Source organism: Streptomyces sp. WMMB 714 (assembly GCF_900090125.1).
Lineage (GTDB): Bacteria > Actinomycetota > Actinomycetes > Streptomycetales > Streptomycetaceae > Streptomyces > Streptomyces daqingensis.
The window spans coordinates 186,858-206,604 of the sequence record NZ_FMHJ01000009.1 but is presented as its reverse complement, the minus strand read 5'-3'; the positions used below and the strand labels follow the sequence as shown (position 1 = coordinate 206,604).

Below are 19,747 nucleotides of genomic sequence, written 5' to 3'. Positions count from 1 at the left end.
GCAGGCCGCGCACGGATCACTTGCGTCCCGGCGTCCACTGCATGCCCCAGCCGTAGGCCGCGTCCACCGTGCGCTGAGGGCTGCTGCCGCGCGGCGTGACCAGGTAGCGCGCCTCGCGGTGGACGACGAGGTCGCCGCCCTCGTTGGTGATCAGGGCCAGCGCGCAGACGTTGGAGGAGACGGTGCACTCGTCGAGGTGGAACTCGACCGGAGCGCCGTGCTGGGGCTGGAGGGTGACGGTCCCTTTGACGCTGGCGAAGCTGCGGGCCCCTTCGTAGATGGTGACGAAGATCAGGACGCGCCGCAGCTCCTTGGCGTGGTCGAGGTTGATCGTGAGGTTCTCGCCGGAGGCGTTCGCGCCCGTTCGGTCGTCGCCGTCGAGGTGGATGAACGGCGGCTGGTGGAGCGACCCGTACGCGTTGCCGAGCGCCTGGATGACGCCCTTGCGGCCGTCGGAGAGTTCGAAGAGCGCGCACAGGTCGAGGTCGAGGTCGGAGTGCATCGCCATGGCCTTGCCGAGCTTCCTGCCCCAGCCGGAGAACTGCTTCTGCACCTCCCAGTTGAGGTTGACGCGCATCGTTCCCGAGGTGCCGCCCTGCTTGGTGAGGGAGACGCTCGGCGCCTCCTTGGTCAGCGTCACCTTCGTCAGGCGTACCGGTTCGGGCGGCGGAGCCGTGGGCTGTGCCGCCGGCGGCGCCGGCGGGGTGTGCGCCGGTGCGGACGGGGCGGCCTGCGCCGGCGCACGCACCGGTTCGGCGGGTTCGTCGACGCTGATGCCGAAGTCCGTTGCCAGACCGGCCAGTCCGCTGCCGTAGCCCTGCCCGACCGCGCGGAACTTCCAGGCGCCCTGCCTGCGGTAGAGCTCGCCGAGCACGAAGGCCGTCTCCACCGTGGCGTCGCCGCTGTCGAAGCGCGCGAGTTCGGCTCCGCCCGCGGCGTCCAGCACCCGTACGCACAGACCCGGGACCTGGCCGAAGGTGCCGCCGTCGGCGGACGCGGCGATCACGATCCGCTCGATCTCCCCCTCGACGGCGCCCAGGTCGGCGCTCAACGCGTCGGTGACGCCTGCTTCTTGAGGCTGCTTGCCTTCGTGGCGCACCGCTCCCGAGGCGTGGCGCGGCTGGTTGTAGAAGACGAAGTCGCCGTCCGAGCGCACCTTTCCCCCGGCGAGCAGCAGAGCGGAGGCGTCCACGTCGGGAACCCCGGGACCCGCCCGCCAGCTCAGCTCGATGCGTACGGACGCCGCGGCGACCGGGACGTTGGCGCCCTTCTGCATCGTCATGCCACTCCCCCTTCATCCGGTGGCCGTCGCGCTGTGCGTGCGGCTCGGCGGCAAACCTAATCGACGCGCCACGCAACGGCGAGCGGCGCTCCTTTACAGGATCTCGACATCACCTCGTGACCGTTTTCCACACGTTCGCTCGGTTTGGTGATACGGAGGTACTGCAAGCGCAAGAATCGGCCCCATGACCGGGCTCCCCAACGGCCACAATTTGGGCTTACCTTATGGGCATGACCTCCCCCCGCTACTCCCCTGGCGGCTACTACGCTGGCCCGTCCTACCCGGACACCCCGATCTACGACATGCTCGTCAACGAGCGTGGCACCCCGCAGATCGCGCCGATCCGGGTCCCGTCGGCGTACGAGCCCATCGGCTCCTCGCTCCCCGCCCTGCCTCCGGCGCGTCCCGCTCTTCCGTCCGGAGGCGGCCCCCAGCAGTACAACGCCCCGCCGCAGGGCTACCCCGGCGGCATGGGCCAGCAGCCTCCGCCGCCCGGAATGGCACAGCCGGCTCCGTTGCAGTCGGCGCCGCTGCAGCAGACGCCCGCTCCGTACATCCCGCAGCAGGCTCCCGCGCAGCGAGGGTACCCGGACCCACGGCAGTACCCGCAGCAACAGCAGCCTCAACAGACCCCTCCGCCGCAGCAGATGCGCCCCGTGGCCCCGCGCCCGGCGGCACCGAGGCCCGCGGCACCCCGGCCGGCCGCACCCCGCCCGGCACCGCCCCGCCAGATGCCGAACGCGTACGAGGACCCCTACGGCGGGCAGCAGTACCAGGGCCGCGGCTACTGAACACCGGCTCAACTGCCGGAACAGGGTTGCCGGGTGACAGGATGGCCGCATGAGCGAGCCGAGACCGTCCGCGTTGCACGTCTACCCGGTGAAAGCACTCGCGGGGACGGCCCTCGACGAGCTGACGGTCGAACCGTGGGGCCCTGCAGGCGACCGGCGCTGGATGCTGACGTCACCCGACGGCAACCAGCTCACGCAGCGGGAGCATCCGCGTCTCGCACTGGCCCGCGCCGAACCGCTGCCCGGGATCACCTTCGCACAGGGTGCGGGGGAAGGGGGAGTCCGGGTGGCGGCTCCGGGGAGGGAGCCGCTGGAGGTCGCGGTTCCTCCGCGGGACGGCGGGACGGTCGTGGTGCAGATCTTCGGGAGGAAGGTCGAGGCGGCGCCCGCGGCACCCGAGGCGAGCGCCTGGTTCTCCGGCTACCTCGGAACGCCCGCGCAGCTCGTGTACATGGACGCCCCGGAGCACCGGCGGCAGATCGGGGCGTTCGCACGTCCTGGTGAGACGGTCTCCTTCGCGGACGGCTTTCCCCTGCTGCTGACGTCGCTCTCCTCGCTCGACGCCCTCAACTCGCTGATCGCGCAGGGAGATCACGCCGACGAGGGGCCGCTGCCGATGAGCCGCTTCCGTCCCAACATCGTCATCGAGGGCACCGCCCCGTGGGCCGAGGACGGATGGCGCCGGGTGCGGATCGGCGAGGTCGTCTTCCGCGTCGCCAAGCCCTGCGGCCGCTGCGTGGTGACCACGACGGACCAGTCGACCGCCGAACGCGGAAAGGAACCGCTGCGCACCCTGGCCCGCCACCGTCGCTTCGGGGACCAGCTGGTGTTCGGCCAGAATCTGATCCCCGAGCACACGGGCAGGGTGCGCAGCGGTGACTCGTTCGAGGTTCTCGACCAGTAGGTGCCGGACCACCTGGGCAGGACGTCCTCTCCCGAGCCGTCTCGGAAACCGGCCGGCAGGCACTTCTCCCGACCCGCCGGCCGGCCGTTCTCCACAGGCCCTTCAGTCCGGCACCCCGTCGGATCACGGAGTGCCGGACGGACAGCCCCGGGGTCTCTCGTTTGGATCTTCGTGGATCAGGCCGCGGCGTCGGATGCGGTACATCGCAAGGCGGTGGATCGTCCTCGTACTGGGCGTACTCGGACGACTCCGACAACGCAGGGAGGTGCCGTAGCCGGCGTCGCGGACCCGCGGAGATCCAGACGAGGGACCCTAGTCGCTCTCCTCCAGCAGCCTGGAGCGGATGAGGAAGCGCACACCTTCCGGCGCCTCCAGGGAGAATCCGCTGCCGCGCCCCGGCACCACGTCCACCGTGAGGTGGGTGTGGCTCCAGTAGGCGTACTGGCCGGCGGACATCCAGAACGGCACCGGCTCGGCGACGCCTTCCACGCCCAGCTCGCCGAGGAGGACGTCCGAGTCGCCCGTCCGCAGCTCTCCGCGCTCGTAGCACATGGGAGAGCTGCCGTCGCAGCAGCCGCCGGACTGATGGAACATCAGCGGCCCGTGCTGATCCGTCAGCCGCCTGATCACGTCTGCCGCCTCGCCGGTGACGGCGACCCGTTCGGGGCCGTCCGGCGCGGGCCCCTCTCCGGTCTGCCGCGGCGCCTCCCGCGTCCGCTCCCCGGAGGCCATCAGAAGAACCCGAGCTTCTTCGGCGAGTAGCTCACCAGCAGGTTCTTGGTCTGCTGGTAGTGGTCGAGCATCATCCGGTGGTTCTCGCGGCCGATGCCGGACTGCTTGTAGCCGCCGAAGGCCGCGTGCGCCGGATAGGCGTGGTAGCAGTTCGTCCACACCCGCCCGGCCTGGATGGCGCGTCCCGCCCGGTAGGCGGTGCCGCCGTCGCGGGTCCACACGCCGGCGCCGAGGCCGTAGAGCGTGTCGTTGGCGGTCTGCATGGCGTCCTCGAAGTCGGAGAAGCCGGTGACGGCGACGACCGGGCCGAAGATCTCCTCCTGGAAGACGCGCATCTTGTTGTCGCCCTCGAGGACTGTCGGCTGCACGTAGTAGCCGCCCTCCAGCTCGCCGCCCAGTTCGGCCCGCGCGCCGCCCGTCAGCACCCGGGCGCCTTCCTTCCTGCCGATGTCCAGGTAGGAGAGGATCTTCTCCAGCTGGTCGTTGGAGGCCTGGGCCCCGACCATCGTCCCGGTGTCCAGCGGGTGCCCCTGGACGATCTTCTCGGTGCGCGCGATCCCCGCGTCGAGGAAGTCCCTGAAGTGGCCGTGCTGGATGAGCGCACGGGACGGGCACGTGCACACCTCGCCCTGGTTGAGGGCGAACATGGTGAAGCCTTCGAGCGCCTTGTCGAGGAAGTCGTCGTCGGCGGAGGAGACGTCGTCGAAGAAGATGTTGGGGCTCTTGCCGCCGAGTTCGAGCGTGACGGGCTTGAGGTTCTCCGAGGCGTACTGCATGATCAGCCGCCCCGTGGTCGTCTCGCCCGTGAAGGCGACCTTGGCCACGCGCGGGCTGGCGGCCAGCGGCTTGCCCGCCTCGACGCCGAAGCCGTTGACGATGTTGACCACGCCGGGCGGCAGCAGGTCGGCCACCAGGCTCATCCAGAAGTGGATCGACGCCGGGGTCTGCTCGGCGGGCTTCAGGACGACGGCGTTGCCCGCCGCCAGCGCGGGCGCGAGCTTCCAGGCGGCCATCAGGATGGGGAAGTTCCACGGGATGATCTGCGCGACGACGCCGAGCGGTTCGTGGAAGTGGTAGGCGACGGTGTCCTCGTCGATCTCCGACAGGGAGCCCTCCTGGGCCCGCAGCGCGCCCGCGAAGTAGCGGAAGTGGTCGATCGCCAGGGGGATGTCGGCGGCGAGTGCCTCGCGCACCGGCTTGCCGTTCTCCCAGGTCTCGGCGACCGCCAGCTCTTCGAGGTGGTCCTCCATGCGCTGGGCTATCCGGTTGAGCACTGCGGCCCGGTCCGCGGCGGGGGTGCGGCCCCAGGCGGGGGCCGCCGCGTGGGCTGCGTCGAGTGCGCGCTCCACGTCGTCCGCGGTGCCGCGGGCGATCTCCGTGAAGGACGCTCCTGTGACGGGTGTGGGGTTCTCGAAGTAGCCGCCCTGTGCGGGGGCGACGTAGGCGCCCCCGATCCAGTGGTCGTAGCGTGACTGGTAGTCCATGACGGCCCCGTCGGACCCGGGCGCGGCGTAGCGGCTCATCTGCTTGCCTCCCCTTGTGACGCGTGCGGCCCGCCCGGCGGGGCGGGCTCGTTCTGCGGGTGAGGCTATGGGCGGGAACGTTGCGGATACGTTGCGTGTGCTTCCCTGCCCGCTGCGTGCGGGCGGGGCCGGTCCCCGCCGCCGCCCGCGGTCTCCGCCAGCCCGTAGGAGCGCCGCAGTTCACGCACGCGCGAGGCCAGCGCCAGCCGCCGCGTCTCTCCGGCGCCGCGGCACGTCAGGAGCGCTTCCCATGCCTCCAGGTCGTCCTCGCCCCAGGGTGTTCGAACCCACTCCTCCAGCAGCACCGGATCGGGCCTCCTCAGCAGCGCGCGGCGCAGCCGGTCCTCCAGCAGCCGGCGCAGGCGGACGACGCCCGGGGCTTCGGACAGCGGGAGCAGCGGCCCCCGGTAGGCCGCGAGCGCGGCCCGCGGGTCCCCCGCCGACAGGGCGTCGCCGACCGCGTCGTAGTCGGTGTGGGGCCGCCTCCTCAGACGGTACGGACGCGAGTCCAGCAGGGGCCCCAACAGGCCGCGCAGGCGGGAGACTTCGGCTCGCAACGTCACCGGGTTGACGTCCCGCTCGCCGTAGAGTTCGAGCGCGAGCCGCTCGCCCGTCAGCCCTTCGGGGTGCGCTGCCAGCAGCATCATGATCTCGCTGTGGCGCCGCCCCAGGCGCAGCGGAGCGCCCGTCCCGACCCGCCCCGCCGTGCCGTCGGCGCTGCCGCTCCGTCCGGCGCCCGCGTCGAACAGCGCCTCGTCGTAGCCCAGTACGTTCAGGACGGGTCCGGCGGGAGCGGACGCGCCGGGGCCGCCGCCGGATTCGCCGAGGAGGGCCTCCGCGGCCCGCGCGGTGGCCTGGACGAGGGCCAGGCTCTGCGGCGAGGCGAGATGGTCGCCGCCCGTGATGTCGACGGCGCCGACGAGGCGGTGCGTACGCGGATCGTGGACGGGAGCGGCCGCGCACGTCCACGCCTGCACCGGCCGGCAGTAGTGCTCCGAGGCGAAGATCTGCACGGCGTGGTCGACGGCGAGCGCCGTGCCGGGGGCGTTGGTCCCGACGTACCGCTCCGACCAGCGGGCACCGGGCACGAAGTTCATCCGCTCGGCGTGCCGCCGCACTTGCGCGTGGCCCTCGACCCAGAGCATCCGGCCGTTCTCGTCGCACACGGACAGCAGGTGGGCGCCGTCGTCGGCCACCGTGCCGAGCAGTTCGCGGAAGAGCGGCATGACGCGTGCGAGGGGGTGCGCGGCGCGGTAGACCTCCAGTTCGCCGTCGGCGAGGTCGATACCTGCGACGCTCTCCGGCTCGACGGACGCTCCGGCGCACCGCTGCCAGGATTCGGCGACCACGCCCCGTACCAGCGCCCCGATCCCGCCGCCCGTCACGAACTCCTCGTGGGCGCGCCGCACCTGGCCGGCGCGCTCGGCCGCGTCGGCACCCGCCTCGAGCGCCAGCCATGGATTCAGCACACCGTCATCGTGCCGCCCGGCGCAGCGCCAGGCAACGCCTGGACCGGGACAATCCGCCACGGTTCGGATGCTTCTCCCCGGCATGCGGCGCGGGTGTCAGCCGCCGTGCTCCCTGGTACCCATCCGGCATGCATACGCACTCCGCTCTCTCCGACGAGGAAGCCGCACAGCTCGACGCCCACTGGCGTGCCCTCAACTACCTCTCCGCCTGCCAGCTCTATCTGCGCGCCAACCCCCTGCTGCGGGAACCGCTGCGCGCGGAGCACGTCAAGCCGAGGCTCCTGGGGCACTGGGGCTCGTCACCGGGCCTCGGGCTCGTCTACACGCACCTCAACAGGGTCGTCCGCGAGCACGGCACGGACGCGCTGTGCGTGTGGGGGCCCGGCCACGGTGCTCCGGCTGTGCTCTCGGGCGCCTGGCTGGAGGGCACGTTCGGGGAGTACGACCCGGACCGGGCGCGGGACGCCGAGGGGATGCTCCGGCTCTTCCGCGACTTCTCCCAGCCGGGCGGCCTGCCCAGCCACACGGCCCCGGACGTGCCGGGCTCGATCCAGGAGGGCGGCGAGCTCGGCTATGCGCTGGCGCACGCCTACGGGGCGGCGTTCGACAATCCGGACCTGCTGGTCTGCGCCGTGATCGGGGACGGCGAGGCCGAGACGGGCCCCCTCGCCGCGTCGTGGCATTCCAACAAGTTCCTGGACCCGGTGCACGACGGCGCGGTGCTGCCGGTGCTCCACCTCAACGGCTACAAGATCGCGAATCCGTCCGTGCTGGCGCGTCTCCCGGAGGACGAACTCGACTCCCTGCTGCGGGGCTACGGGTACGACCCCCTCCACGTCACCGCGGAGCCGGACACTCCCCCGGCCGAGGCGCACCGCTCGCTGGCGGGCGCCTTCGACACCGCGCTGGAGCGCATCGCCCTCTACCAGCGCGAGGCCCGCGCCCGCGACGGCAGCGGCGGCGTACAGCACAGGCCCCGCTGGCCGATGCTGGTGCTGCGTACGCCCAAGGGCTGGACGGGCCCCCGGTACGTCTCCGGCAAACCCGTGGAGGACACCTGGCGCTCGCACCAGGTCCCCCTGACCGGCGTCACCGAAGACGCCGACCGGCTGCGGCAGTTGGAGGAGTGGCTGCGCTCGTACCGGCCGGAGGAGCTCTTCGACGGGGACGGCAGGCCGTCGGCGGACGTCCTGGCCTGCGTGCCCGAAGGCGCCCGGCGGCTGGGCGCGGTGGCGCACGCGAACGGCGGACGGCTGGTGCGCGAGCTGCCGCTCCCCCCGCTTGAGCGGTACGCCGTACCGCTGAAGACACCCGGCGGCAGCTCCCACGAGCCGACCCGCGTGCTCGGCGGGCTGCTGACGGAGCTGTTCGAGGCGACCGCGGAGCGGCGCGACTTCCGCATGGTCGGACCGGACGAGACGGCCTCCAACCACCTCGACGGCGTCTTCTCCGCCACCGCACGGGGCTGGCAGGCGGGCACGCTCGGCACCGACGAGGACCTGGGCCCCCACGGCCGTGTCCTCGAAGTGCTCTCGGAGCACATGTGCCAGGGCTGGCTGGAGGGGTACGTCCTCACGGGGCGGCACGGCCTGTTCGCCTCCTACGAGGCGTTCGCGCACATCGTCGCCAGCATGGCCGGGCAGCACGTCAAGTGGCTGCAGAGCGCGCGCGACGTCCCGTGGCGGCAGCCTCTCCCCTCGCTCAACTACCTGCTCACGTCGCACGCCTGGCGGCAGGACCACAACGGCTTCTCCCACCAGGACCCCGGGTTCATCGACCACATCCTCAACAAGAGCCCGGAGGTCGTGCGGGTCTACCTGCCGCCGGACGCCAACACCCTGCTGTGCGTGGCCGATCACGTGCTGCGCACCCGCGACACCGTGAACGTCGTGGTGGCCGGCAAGCAGCAGTGCTTCGACTGGCTGGGCCTGGAGGAGGCCCGCGGCCACTGCGCCCGCGGCTTGGGCGTCTGGGAGTGGGCGGGCACCGAAGTGGGCGGCAGGGAGCCCGACGTGGTGCTGGCCTGCGCCGGGGACGTGCCCACGCAGGAGACGCTGGCGGCCGCCTCGCTGCTGCGCGAGCATCTGCCGCAGCTGGCCGTACGCGTGGTCAACGTCGTCGACATCGCCCGTCTGATGCCGCGCTCCGAGCATCCGCACGGGCTGCCGGACGCAGAGTTCGACGCCGTCTTCACCCGTGACCGACCCGTCGTCTTCGCCTACCACGGCTATCCGTGGCTGGTGCACCGCCTCGCCTACCGCCGGGCGGTGCACGGTTCGCTCCACGTGCGCGGCTACAAGGAGATGGGCGCCACGACGACGCCGTTCGACATGGTCGTGCGCAACGACATGGACCGCTACCGGCTGGTGATGGATGTCATCGACCGCACTCCGGGCCTGGGAGCGGAGGCGATCGGCCTGCGGCAGAGGATGGAGGACGTGCGGACGCGGCATCACGCGTGGGTCCGCGAACACGGCACGGACCTGCCGGAGGTGTCGGAGTGGAGGTGGCCGGGCGCCTGACGCCTCGCCCCCGTACGCCTCACACCCTCACACCCTCACACCCTCACACCGGGATGAGGCGCGCCCCCGCCGGGTCGAGGGCTGCCGGTGGGACACCCCGTGGCCGCGGTTGTGTACCGAAGATGTCACCGGGTGCCCCCCGTCACGGCGGGACGCGGCACCCCGGAGTAGAGTCAGTGCTCCACGCGGGAGGCACACGGAGACCCTGCGAGGCGCCCCGCACCGCAGGTCCGGGCGTCCGGAGAACCGATCGGAACGCTGACCTCGTTCCGGTGATTTGAGTCTCTTTGCGCCTGTCCCAGGCATGTACCGGCTTACGAGAGGTACCTGCGAACGTGGAGAAGGGGGTGAGAAGTCATGCGCTCGATCGTCGGCCTGTGGCGCTGGCGCAAGAATCCGCTGTGCCGCCGCAGCGACCGCCGCGAAGCGTGGCTGGCACTGTGTGCCGTAGTTCTGATCGTCGTCATCAGCCCAGTCGTCGGATGGCTGGGAACTTCCGCCGCGCACGATGCCCTGCTGCACAACATCGACGAACAGCAGCGGAGCCGGCACCAGATCTGGGCGACCGCCGAGTCCGTCCAGACGCGCGCTCCGCTGGACACCGATCCCGAGACCGCCGTGCAGAGTCCCGAGCGCCACCGGGTCGTGGCGCACTGGGCCGGTCCGGACGGCAGCAGCCACAAGGGCACTGTCACCGCGAAGACCCGTGTGCAGCCCGGTGAACGCTTCCGGGTCTGGACGGACGCGCACGGACGCGTCGTCAAGAGCCCCATGAATCCCGGGACGGCCTCCTCGTACGCCGCTCTGGCGGGACTCGCCGCCGCGGTCGGTGCCGCCGCCGCCGCGGAGACCGGACGCCGCCTGACCGTCCGGCAGTTGCTGCGGCGCCGCTACGCGCGCTGGGACGCCGAGTGGGCGCGCATCGGCCCCGACTGGGGACGCACCGGCTCCAACTACTGAGCGTGCTCCGGCCGCTCGCGGGACCGCCTCCCGCGCGGCTCTCCGTGCCCGTGGCGGTGCCCGGAGTACGGACGCGTGCAGTGAGCACCTCGGCACGCACGCTACGGTGGTGCATCTCTCGTGCGCGTGCCTCCCACGCGCAGTGGAAACCATCGAAGTTGGGGCACAACTGTCAATGGCACAGGGCTCGGTGCAGGTGACGCACGCCGGAACGTCGCGGTGGCGGCGCCGCACGGGAGAGTACGCCTCTCTCGCCGCCGCCCTGGAGGTCGCCTCCGACGGTGACGTGGTGACCGTGGCACCCGGAACGTACCGGGAGAACCTGGTTCTCGACCGCACCGTCACCCTGCGCGGCCCCGAGCGCGCCGCCTCCGGATCCGTGCGCATCGCCCCGGCCGAGGGGGTGGCTCTGACCGTCCGGTCCTCGGCCGTCGTGCAGGACCTGCAGATCGAGGCGCAGGACGCCGCCTCGCCCGCGCTCCTCGTGGAGGACGGCGCAGCGGAGCTCAACGGCCTCCGCGTGATGACGCGTTCGGCGGCAGGCATCGAGGTGCGGTCCGGGGCCCGGCCCACCGTGCGGCGCTGCACCGTCGACAACCCCGCCGGCATCGGGATCAGCGTGACCGGCGGTGCGGGCGGCGTCTACGAGGAGTGCGAGGTCGTCTCCGCGGGCCAGTCCGGCATATCCGTGCGCGACGGCGCGCATCCCAGGCTGGAACGGTGCCGGGTCCACCACGCCACCGGAGCCGGGCTCTCGCTGCACGGCGAGGACAGCGCGGCGGAGGCCGTGGGCTGCGAGGTCTACGAGATCAAGGGCACCGGCGTGCAGGTCGTCTCCCGCGCCACCGGCCACCTCACCGACTGCCGGGTGCACCGCACTTCGGCCGACGGCGTCACCATGGACACGGACGCCGTCCTCACCCTCGCCGACTGCGACATCCACGACATTCCCGAGAACGCCCTCGACCTGCGTTCCCGCTCCGTTCTCACCCTCACCCGCTCCACTGTGCGGCGCTTCGGCCGCAACGGCCTGTCCGTGTGGGACCCGGGCACGCGAGCGGACGCCAACAACTGCGAGATCCATGAGAGTACGGGCGACTACCCGGCCGTGTGGATCAGTGACGGCGCCACGGTCGTGCTCGACTCCTGCCGTGTGCACACCGTCCCCGACGCCCTGTTCGTCCTCGACAGAGGCTCGCGCGCCGACGTCGTCGACAGCGACCTGACCCAGGTGCGCGGCACAGCGGTGTCGGTCAGCGACGGTGCCACGGTGCAGCTGGACGACTGCCGCATCCGCGACGCGGCCACCGGCGCCTGGTTCCGCGACCACGGCAGCGGCGGCACCCTCGCCAACTGCACGGTCGACGGAGTCGCCACCGGCTTCATCGTCACCAAGGGCGCCGACCCCGACGTCGAGCGGTGCACGGTCACTTCACCCGAGGAGGCCGGCTTCTACGTCTCCGCGGGCGGGCGCGGCACCTTCCACGGCTGCCGGGTCACCGGCTCGAAGGGCTACGGCTTCCACGTCATCGACGGCTGCCGCACGACGCTGCGCCGCTGCCGGGCGGAGCGGTGCGCACGGGGCGGCTACGAGTTCGCCGAGGAGGGGCACGTCGTCGAGGACTGCACGAGCGACCAGAGCGCCGCTCCCGTCAGCGCCGCCCCCACACCGCCGCCGGCCGACCCCTCCCCCGCCGGTGCCGGCCTGCTCACCGCGCCGCTGACGGCACCGAAGAAGGCTTCCGGGCAGCAGACCGAGACGTCCAAGGCGGCCGCCCCCGCGTCCGGTGCCGCGTCAGGGAGCGACGCGGAGCCCGCCCGCCCCGCGCAGGAGGTGCTGGGCGAACTGGACGCCCTGGTGGGCCTGGAGAGCGTCAAACGGGAGGTGAGGGCCCTCACCGACATGATCGAGGTGGGGCGCCGCCGGCAGGAGGCGGGGCTCAAGGCCGCCTCCGTGCGTCGGCACCTGGTCTTCACCGGGTCGCCCGGTACCGGCAAGACCACCGTCGCGAGGCTGTACGGGGAGATCCTCCACTCCCTGGGGGTGCTTCAGCGCGGGCACCTCGTGGAGGTCTCCCGCGTCGACCTCGTCGGCGAGCACATCGGCTCGACCGCCATCCGCACGCAGGAGGCGTTCGACCGGGCCCGCGGGGGCGTGCTCTTCATCGACGAGGCCTACGCCCTCTCGCCGGAGGACGGCGGGCGCGACTTCGGGCGCGAGGCGATAGACACCCTGGTGAAACTGATGGAGGACCACCGCGAGGAGGTCGTCGTCATCGCGGCGGGTTACACGACGGAGATGACCCGCTTCCTCGCGGTCAACCCCGGTGTGGCGTCCCGCTTCTCACGGACCATCACCTTCGGCGACTACGCCCCCGAGGAGCTGCTGCGCATCGTGGAGCAGCAGGCGCAGGAGCACGAGTACCAGCTCGCGCCCGGCGCCACCGAGGCGCTGCTGAAGTACTTCGCGGAGCTGCCGAAGGGGCCGACGTTCGGCAACGGGCGCACCGCCCGGCAGACATTCGAGGCGATGGTCGAGCGGCATGCGGGCCGGGTCGCGCAGCTTCCCGACCCCGACACCGACGACCTGACTCTCCTCTACATGGAGGACCTGCCCGGCTCGCTCTGACTCCGGTCGCCGTCGCCTCCCGCCTGGTGCGGAAGGTCCGGTGGCTGCTGCGGATCGGATGTTCCCGGACCGTCGTCCCGCCCGTCCGCGTCGAGTCCCCGGTTCAGGCGCAGCCGGTCGGTGTTCGCTCTCCTCAGCTCCGAGACCGCCCGGATCACGGCGGCGACGCCGGTGCACAGCGCGAGTACGGCGCCCCCGGCGGACGCCACGACCTGTGCGGTTTCCGGCACCGCCAGATGCGAGCCCTCCAGCGCCGCAGGCGCGCACAGGGCCGCCACCGTGAAGGCCAGCGCGGCGTACCCCAGCAGCCACACCGCCGACGACGACGCTGCCGATGCCGAGGGAGAGGCCGAGGGAGAGGCCGGAGCCGGCACCGAGGACGGGACGGCTTCCTTCTCGTCGCCGCGGCGCACCGGCTGTGCGTCCGGCTGCACCGGGGTGGCGGCGGTGCCGTCATCCGGGGGCGTCTGAGGCGGCTCGGGCTCGCCCGCGTCCCGCGGCCCGCCCGGGTCCGGTCCGACCCGGGTCGCCTGACCGTCCGTTGACGGGGAAGCCGCGCACGCAGGTCCGGGCTCCCGCGTGCGCAGCCGTGCCAGCAGACGGTCCCGCTCCTCGTCGAACGCGGGGTCGGCCTGGTACTCGCTGTGCCCGAGGATCGGTGAGGGAAGTGGATGCCGGAGCGTGCGCCCGTACTCCAGGGGGTCCAGCAGCGGTCCTCTGTCCACTCCGGGTACGTCGCCACCGCCGGCGTGGTCGACCGGGCCGCCGATGGGGTCGGTCAGGCGCCACAGGTTGCGCCAGCAGTCCACCTGGTGGTGCAGGTCGTCGAGCTGCCGCGGGCCGAAGTAGGCGGGGAACCAGCGGCCGTAGAGACGCTCCAGCGGCGACCCGTACGTGAGGAGCGCGATCTGCCCGCGTGTCCCGGGCTCCAGGTGCCACACGGCTGCCGCGGCGAGGACGCTGCCCTGCGAGTGGCCGGAGATCACCAGGCGCCCGCCGGTCTGCTCGGTCCAGGTCGCCATCCGCCAAGCCAGGTCGGGGACGGCGCGCTCGGCGTAGCAGGGCGGGGCGAAGGGATGCGCCGCCCGGGGCCAGAAGGTGCCGACGTCCCACAGGATGCCGATGGTGCGGCGCGCGGACGGGTCGCGGTAGGCGCGGCGGCCCCAGGCGACCAGCAGCACGAAGGCGAGGCCGACGAGCCAGGAGCCCAGGGCCTGCGCGGTGTCGGCGAATCCGTCGATGATGCCGGGCAGGCCGTCGGCGGCCCGGCCCGGCACCTGGCGGGTCAGCCAGGTGCCCAGCACGCCTGCCGCGCCGAGGAGCAGCGTGAACAGGGCGACGGTGCCGACGATCCAGGGCGCCGAGTCGGTCAGCGCGGCCCGCGCGACGGTGGAGGCGATGCGGCGTGAACGGGACGGGTCGGGAAGGGAGCCGGGATAGCCGCGTTCCACGTCGTCCGTCAGCTCGGCGCTTCGTCGGGAGAGCCGGACCAGTAAGAACGCCAGCATCACCAGTACGGCGCCCAGCAGCACGGGGATGGCGGAGGACTGCCACGTCAGCAGGATCGGCGGCCCCTCGATGAGCCCGCCGCCCGCTCCGGGGGTGCCGGGCCCGTCCAGCCAGTCGCCGACGCGCTGCGTGACACCTCCGGACATCACCCCGCCCAGTGCGCAGGCGAGCATCGCGACGGCCGGGGCGCCCAGCCCCTTCAGCACCGTCCGCGGGACGGGCTGCCGCCGGTGCAGCAGCAGCCCTATGACTCCGAGGGCCGCCACCAGTGCGCCCTGCCCTACGGCCAGTACGCCGAACGTCTCGTCGCCCGGCAGCTCGCCCCCCGAGGAGATCCACCCCGGCCGGGCCCAGGCGGCGTGGACCGCGGCCAGCAGCAGGACGGCGACGGTCAGACCGGGCAGCGCGCGCACCGTGACCTTGTCCAGCGCGTCGTCGGGTTCGCTCTCCTTGCGGCCGCGCCTGCACACCACGTACACGACCCACACCGCGCAGCCGACGATCAGCACCTCCAGCAGCCAGCCCACGGCGTCGAGTCCCGCGCTGCCGCCGGGTTTCCTGTCGTAGCGCGTCGACGCGGCGGCCAGCGCGGCGGCGACCGTGAGGAATCCCGCCGCGGTGTGCGCCGCCCGCAGCCGGGCCACGAGGCGCTTGCCGTACCAGAACCCGGGCAGGCACAGCGCCGGCCGCTCCTGCGCCTCCGCGTCGTACTCGGTGACCTCGGTGCGCAGCGGACGCTGCGACTCGTACGCAGCCCAAGTGCGGTGCGAGAGCCACCACAGCAGCACGGTGAGCACGGCGGGCACCACCGCGGCCAGCGCCAGACGGCGGCCGGGCTGGCTCCACCAGCCGCCCTCCCCCGACGGGCTCTGCGCCATGAACCCGAGCCAGGAGCGCTCGTCGACGCAGGCGTCGGAGCCCGCGCACTGCCAGGCGACGAGGTCCAGGGCCACCTCGCAGGCCGCCGCCACCAGCAGCACCGTCAGGCTGAGCCCGACGAGCCGTACCAGCACGCCGTGCAGACGGACCGCGGTGTGCCGTCCGTGTGCGGCCGGGCGCATCCAGTGGGCGAGGTTGGCGACCATGAACGGCAGCAAGATCAGCCACAGGGCGCGCGCGCCGTTGCCGGAGGTGAGGTTGGACCACGAGTAGGCCTCCGCGACGGGCTTGTCGCGGTAGTCCTGGGGCCGGGCCTCGGCGTCGACGTCGTCGGCCCGGCGGTACACGGCGGCCGTCGCGTCACCTGTGACGCGTTCGATGCGCGGGTCGCCGAGCATCTCCTCCGGGGTGGTCCCCCCGACTCCGTGCACGAGCAGTTCCAGGTTCAGGCCGGGCGGCGGCTCGACTCCCGACTCCGGCGGGGCAGTTCGCGCCACGCTCGGCAGTGCGCTGCTGTTCCCGTGCTCCGGCAATGTGCTGCTCCCCCGGGTCGTCGTGCGGTCGCGATCGCTCAGCATCCTGCCCGCCGGGGGACGCGTGCAGGCTCCCACCGCAGAAGCCACGCGAAATCGTGACGTCCGCCGGGCCCTTCACCACGTGGGAGGATGTCCGCGCGGGGTGTGCGGCCGAGGAAGGGAAGAGTTCGCGGTGGGCGACAACCACAACCTGCTGGCCGAGCAGCGGCGGGCGCTGATCCTCGAAGAGGTCCGGCGGCACGGCGGCGCCCGGGTCAACGAACTGACCCGGAAGCTGATGGTCTCGGACATGACGGTCCGTCGCGATCTCGACACCCTCGCCCGCCAGGGCGCACTGGAGAAGGTGCACGGCGGCGCGGTGCCGCTCGCGGACGCCAGCACCCACGAACCCGGGTTCGAGGCGAAGTCGTCCCTGGAGACGTCGGCGAAGGGCGAGATCGCCCGGGCGGCTGCTGTGATGGCGCAGCCGGGCAGCGCCATCGCGCTCTCCGGCGGCACGACGACGTTCGCGCTGGCGCAGCAGCTCGTGGACGTTCCCGACCTGACAGTGGTCACCAACTCCGTACGGGTGGCGGACGTGTTCCACACCGCGCACCGCGGCCCCGCCGGTGCGCGCTCCCCGCGCCCCGGTGCGGCGACGGTGGTGCTGACGGGCGGGATGCGCACTCCCTCGGACTCCCTGGTGGGTCCGGTCGCGGACGCCGCCATCCGCTCGCTCCACTTCGACGTCCTCTTCCTCGGCGTGCACGGCATATCGGTGGAGGCCGGACTGTCGACCCCCAACCTGGCGGAGGCGGAGACGAACCGGCGTTTCGTCGCTGCCGCGCGCCGTGTCGTCGTGGTCGCGGACCACACCAAGTGGGGCACCGTGGGCCTGAGTTCGTTCGCCACGCTCCGCGAGGTCGACGCCCTGGTGACGGACGGCGGGCTGCCGGACGGGGCACGCGCGGAGATCCAGGACCATCTGCCGGAACTCGTCGTCGCGGGCGAGGAAAGAGCACCCGGGTGAGCGACGTCCGGCGGGGTTCCAGCGGCTGAGTCCTCCCCCGCTGCCCGGGCCCTCGGACGCGGCGGCGCCACGGGCCCTTACACCGCGGGACGTAGTCCGCCCGCCGGATGCGCATCCGCCGCCGAGCTGCGATAACAGGGGCCATGAACGGCCTCAGGATCGACGATGCCCGCACCTCCGCCTATCTCGCCCGCATCGGCGCCGCGCGCCCCGGACGACGCGACTCGCACTCTCTGCGTGAGCTGCACCGGCGGCACCTGCTCACGGTTCCGTTCGAGAACCTGAGCGTGCACATGGGCGAGGACATCGTGCTCGACGCGGACGCGCTCACGCACAAGATCGTCGAGCGCCGCCGTGGGGGCTTCTGCTACGAACTCAACGGCGCCTTCGCCGCGTTGCTCACCACCCTGGGCTTCCCCGTGACGCTCCTGGCCGCGCGGGTCTTCGGCGACGACGGGCCCGGGCCGCTCTTCGACCACCTGGCGCTGCGCGTGGAGACGCCGCGGCCCTGGCTGGTGGACGTCGGCTTCGGACGGCACAGCACGTACCCGCTGCGCCTGGACTCGCCGGACGAACAGGCCGACCCCGGCGGCCTGTTCCGCATCAAGGAGACCCCGCAGGGCGACCTGGACGTCCTCCGCGACGGAGTCGCGCAGTACCGCGTCGAGCAACGTCCGCGCACCCTGGCCGACTTCGGGCTCGGCTGCTGGTGGCACCGCACCTCGCCCGAGTCCCACTTCACACGGTCGCTCGTGTGCTCCCTGCTGACCGAGGAGGGCCGTATCACGCTGAGCGGCCGGACCCTCACCTCCACCGGCAGCGCGGAACGGCACGAGGAGGAGCTCGCCGGCGACGACGCCGTACTGTCCGCCTACCGCGAGCACTTCGGCATCGCCCTCGACCGCGTCCCCGCTCTCAGAGCCGGTCGCGCCTAGGGCGTGTCTCAAAGTCCCGTCTGGGCCGCGGTGCCTGGCACGCACGCTGCCTGCGTTGTCGGTCGTCGGCGCAGCCCGCTGCGCTCTCCTCCCTCCGCCTTGCGATCGCACGCACCAGACACCGCGTCCCCCCCGGCCTACGGCCGGACGACGCTACTTTGAGACACGCCCTAGGGTCTCCCGCCGAAGGCCAGGGGCGCACTCGGACGACTCGGCAACGCAGGGAAGTGCCGCGGCTGACGCCGCGGACCCGCGGAGATCCGAGAGAGGCCCTAGCGTTCCCCGGGCTCCGGGCGGGCGTCGCCGGGCCAGCGGCCCGTCGACAGGAGCGTCTCGATCGTCGCGGTGTACGGGGCGATGTCGAGCCCCTGCCCGGCAAGCCACGCGTCCGAGTAGTACTTGTCGAGATAGCGCTCCCCGGGGTCGCAGATCAGCGTGACCACGCTGCCCGTCTCGCCCCGGCCGGCCATCTCCGCGACGATCTTCAGGGCGCTCCACAGCCCCGTGCCCGTGGAGCCTCCGGCCCTGCGGCCGGTGGCACGCTCCAGCGCCCGCACGGCCGCGACGCTGGCCGCGTCCGGCACCTTCATCATCCGGTCCACCGCGCTGGTCAGAAAGCTCGGCTCCATGCGGGGGCGGCCGATCCCCTCGATGCGTGAACTGCGCTCGCTGGCGGCCCCGTCGTCCCCGCCGAGCCATCCGTCGAAGAAGCAGGAGTTCTCCGGGTCGGGGACGCACACGCGGGTGTCGTACTGCATGTAGCGCACGTAGCGGGCGACGGTCGCGGAGGTGCCGCCGGTCCCCGCGGTGGCGACGATCCAGGCGGGCTCCGGATACCGTTCGAGCTTCATCTGCTCGTAGATCGACTCCGCGATGTTGTTGTTGCCCCGCCAGTCGGTCGCCCGCTCGGCGTAGGTGAACTGGTCCATGTAGTGACCGCCGGTCTCCACCGCGAGAGCGGCGGAGACCTCGTACACCGTCCGCGCGTCCTGGACGAGATGGCACTGCCCGCCATGGAACTCGATCAGCCGTGTCTTCTCGCGGCTCGTCGTGCGCGGCATCACCGCGATGAAGGGGACGCCGATCAGCTTCGCGAAGTACGCCTCGCTGACCGCGGTGGAGCCGGACGACGCCTCGATGACGGGTCTGCCTGGCCGGATCCAGCCGTTGCAGAGTCCGTACAGGAACAGGGAGCGCGCGAGCCGGTGCTTGAGGCTGCCGGTGGGATGGGTCGACTCGTCCTTGAGGTACAGGTCGACGCCCCACTGCTCGGGCAGGGGGAAGGGCAGCAGATGCGTGTCGGCGCTGCGGTTGCTGTCGGCCTGCACCTTGCGGACGGCTTCTTTCAGCCAGGCGCGGTAGCCGGCGTCGCTGCGGTCGACGTCGAGGGTTGCGGCTGCCGCGTCGGCGGAGGCGCGGGCCGTCCCGTCGGCGGACGTCTGCTCGGCCGCGCCGGCGGGAGGCGGATCGGTGGTGCTCACAGGCCGATCATAGGAGGGCCCTCTGGTGGAGCACGCAGCTTGCGTGCACACTTCACAGAGGGTATATAGCGGCCGGTCGGGGGCACCCGCGCCGCTGGGGACTGGTGGGAGGTAACGGTGGCGGAGCCGGAGTACGACGCGGGTGGGGTCCAGATACGGCGGATGCTGCGCTCACTCACCCGGGCGGGCCATGTCCAGGTACGCGACGGCCAGCTGGTGCTCATGACCAGCTACGGCAGCGAGATCGACAGCGCCCCTCTCGACAAGGTGCGCATCAGCGGCTACGGGATGCCGGACAGCGCGCTGGCGACGATGGGCGGCACGCGGTACGTGCTCCAGCTCGGCCTCGGCCGGCGGGAAGGGCTGCTGAGCGCCGTGCGCACCGCGCGTGCGAAGGCCGCCGCCGAACGGGGCGTGCTCGGCACCTGAGCGAGGCGGACACCCGGTTCCGAGGGCACGGGCCAGGACGTTTCCCGTACCTCCCGGCGCGTCGCGGCGCGCCGGGAGGCCCTGTGCCGTGCCGGTGCGGCCGGGCCCCGGCCGCGTTGCGGGCGCTGCCTCATCGGCCCATCCTGTGGCTGTGTCC

13 protein-coding genes and 1 pseudogene are annotated in these 19,747 nt (G+C 72.4%); 8 read left to right on the top strand and 6 right to left on the bottom strand.

Annotation, left to right across the window (positions count from 1 at the left end; all coding sequences use genetic code 11):
* Positions 1–16 precede the first annotated feature (16 nt).
* Positions 17–1,282, bottom strand: a complete 1,266-nt coding sequence (locus H181DRAFT_RS18335; protein WP_045865597.1) for a TerD family protein — start codon at positions 1,280–1,282, stop codon at positions 17–19.
* 230 nt (positions 1,283–1,512) lie between these two features.
* Between H181DRAFT_RS18335 and H181DRAFT_RS18330 the strand changes: the two genes are divergently transcribed.
* Together H181DRAFT_RS18330 and H181DRAFT_RS18325 are read left to right on the top strand one after the other, a co-directional pair.
* The gene (locus H181DRAFT_RS18330) at positions 1,513–2,073 is read left to right on the top strand and encodes a DUF6643 family protein (RefSeq protein ID WP_045865665.1); all 561 of its coding nucleotides are present in this window, start codon (positions 1,513–1,515) and stop codon (positions 2,071–2,073) included.
* A 49-nt stretch (positions 2,074–2,122) separates the two neighbouring features.
* Positions 2,123–2,977 (top strand): MOSC domain-containing protein, encoded by an 855-nt coding sequence (locus H181DRAFT_RS18325; protein WP_045865596.1) that lies wholly within the window; start codon positions 2,123–2,125, stop codon positions 2,975–2,977.
* 312 nt (positions 2,978–3,289) lie between these two features.
* Here the strand turns inward: H181DRAFT_RS18325 and H181DRAFT_RS18320 are convergent, their stop codons facing one another.
* From H181DRAFT_RS18320 to H181DRAFT_RS18310, 3 genes are all read right to left on the bottom strand, one after another.
* Complete coding sequence (locus tag H181DRAFT_RS18320) at positions 3,290–3,709, bottom strand: DUF779 domain-containing protein (RefSeq protein ID WP_045865595.1); 420 nt, start codon at positions 3,707–3,709, stop codon at positions 3,290–3,292.
* Positions 3,709–5,232, bottom strand: coding sequence for an acetaldehyde dehydrogenase ExaC (locus tag H181DRAFT_RS18315; protein ID WP_045865594.1), 1,524 nt, complete (start codon positions 5,230–5,232; stop codon positions 3,709–3,711). The genes H181DRAFT_RS18320 and H181DRAFT_RS18315 overlap by 1 nt, the downstream gene beginning before the upstream one ends.
* 65 nt (positions 5,233–5,297) lie before the next feature.
* On the bottom strand, positions 5,298–6,701 hold the full coding sequence (locus tag H181DRAFT_RS18310) for a GAF domain-containing protein (RefSeq protein ID WP_045865593.1): 1,404 nt from the start codon (positions 6,699–6,701) through the stop codon (positions 5,298–5,300).
* A gap of 128 nt (positions 6,702–6,829) precedes the next feature.
* On the opposite strand from H181DRAFT_RS18310, the gene H181DRAFT_RS18305 reads away from it, so the two are divergent.
* The 3 genes from H181DRAFT_RS18305 to H181DRAFT_RS18295 all read left to right on the top strand — a co-directional run bounded on the left by H181DRAFT_RS18305 (position 6,830) and on the right by H181DRAFT_RS18295 (position 12,812).
* Positions 6,830–9,223 carry a phosphoketolase family protein gene (locus tag H181DRAFT_RS18305; protein WP_045865592.1) on the top strand — a complete coding sequence of 798 codons (2,394 nt, stop codon included), beginning with the start codon at positions 6,830–6,832 and terminating at the stop codon, positions 9,221–9,223.
* 357 nt (positions 9,224–9,580) lie between these two features.
* The gene (locus tag H181DRAFT_RS18300) at positions 9,581–10,183 is read left to right on the top strand and encodes an Rv1733c family protein (RefSeq protein WP_045865591.1); all 603 of its coding nucleotides are present in this window, start codon (positions 9,581–9,583) and stop codon (positions 10,181–10,183) included.
* A 175-nt stretch (positions 10,184–10,358) separates the two neighbouring features.
* Positions 10,359–12,812 carry a right-handed parallel beta-helix repeat-containing protein gene (locus tag H181DRAFT_RS18295; protein WP_045865590.1) on the top strand — a complete coding sequence of 818 codons (2,454 nt, stop codon included), beginning with the start codon at positions 10,359–10,361 and terminating at the stop codon, positions 12,810–12,812.
* A 584-nt stretch (positions 12,813–13,396) separates the two neighbouring features.
* Here the strand turns inward: H181DRAFT_RS18295 and H181DRAFT_RS18290 are convergent.
* Positions 13,397–15,598, bottom strand: a pseudogene (locus H181DRAFT_RS18290) (hypothetical protein); the annotation flags it as partial.
* A gap of 310 nt (positions 15,599–15,908) precedes the next feature.
* Between H181DRAFT_RS18290 and H181DRAFT_RS18285 the strand changes: the two are divergent.
* Both H181DRAFT_RS18285 and H181DRAFT_RS18280 read left to right on the top strand, forming a co-directional pair.
* Positions 15,909–16,745 carry a DeoR/GlpR family DNA-binding transcription regulator gene (locus H181DRAFT_RS18285; RefSeq protein ID WP_045865589.1) on the top strand — a complete coding sequence of 279 codons (837 nt, stop codon included), beginning with the start codon at positions 15,909–15,911 and terminating at the stop codon, positions 16,743–16,745.
* Positions 16,746–16,888: 143 nt separating this feature from the next.
* A complete protein-coding gene (locus tag H181DRAFT_RS18280; RefSeq protein ID WP_045865588.1) occupies positions 16,889–17,680 on the top strand; it encodes an arylamine N-acetyltransferase family protein in 792 nt (263 codons plus the stop codon).
* A gap of 272 nt (positions 17,681–17,952) precedes the next feature.
* On the opposite strand, the gene H181DRAFT_RS18275 is transcribed toward H181DRAFT_RS18280, so the two are convergent.
* Positions 17,953–19,161, bottom strand: a complete 1,209-nt coding sequence (locus H181DRAFT_RS18275) for a PLP-dependent cysteine synthase family protein (RefSeq protein ID WP_045865587.1) — start codon at positions 19,159–19,161, stop codon at positions 17,953–17,955.
* Positions 19,162–19,278: 117 nt separating this feature from the next.
* Between H181DRAFT_RS18275 and H181DRAFT_RS18270 the strand changes: the two genes are divergently transcribed.
* Positions 19,279–19,590 (top strand): hypothetical protein, encoded by a 312-nt coding sequence (locus tag H181DRAFT_RS18270; RefSeq protein ID WP_045865586.1) that lies wholly within the window; start codon positions 19,279–19,281, stop codon positions 19,588–19,590.
* Positions 19,591–19,747: the final 157 nt, after the last annotated feature.

Coding starts and splice junctions, on each gene's coding strand:
- H181DRAFT_RS18335 (WP_045865597.1), bottom strand. CDS start 1,282: ATGACGATGCAGAAGGGCGCCAACGTCCCGGTCGCCGCGGCGTCCGTA.
- H181DRAFT_RS18330 (WP_045865665.1), top strand. CDS start 1,513: ATGACCTCCCCCCGCTACTCCCCTGGCGGCTACTACGCTGGCCCGTCC.
- H181DRAFT_RS18325 (WP_045865596.1), top strand. CDS start 2,123: ATGAGCGAGCCGAGACCGTCCGCGTTGCACGTCTACCCGGTGAAAGCA.
- H181DRAFT_RS18320 (WP_045865595.1), bottom strand. CDS start 3,709: ATGGCCTCCGGGGAGCGGACGCGGGAGGCGCCGCGGCAGACCGGAGAG.
- H181DRAFT_RS18315 (WP_045865594.1), bottom strand. CDS start 5,232: ATGAGCCGCTACGCCGCGCCCGGGTCCGACGGGGCCGTCATGGACTAC.
- H181DRAFT_RS18305 (WP_045865592.1), top strand. CDS start 6,830: ATGCATACGCACTCCGCTCTCTCCGACGAGGAAGCCGCACAGCTCGAC.
- H181DRAFT_RS18300 (WP_045865591.1), top strand. CDS start 9,581: ATGCGCTCGATCGTCGGCCTGTGGCGCTGGCGCAAGAATCCGCTGTGC.
- H181DRAFT_RS18295 (WP_045865590.1), top strand. CDS start 10,359: ATGGCACAGGGCTCGGTGCAGGTGACGCACGCCGGAACGTCGCGGTGG.
- H181DRAFT_RS18280 (WP_045865588.1), top strand. CDS start 16,889: ATGAACGGCCTCAGGATCGACGATGCCCGCACCTCCGCCTATCTCGCC.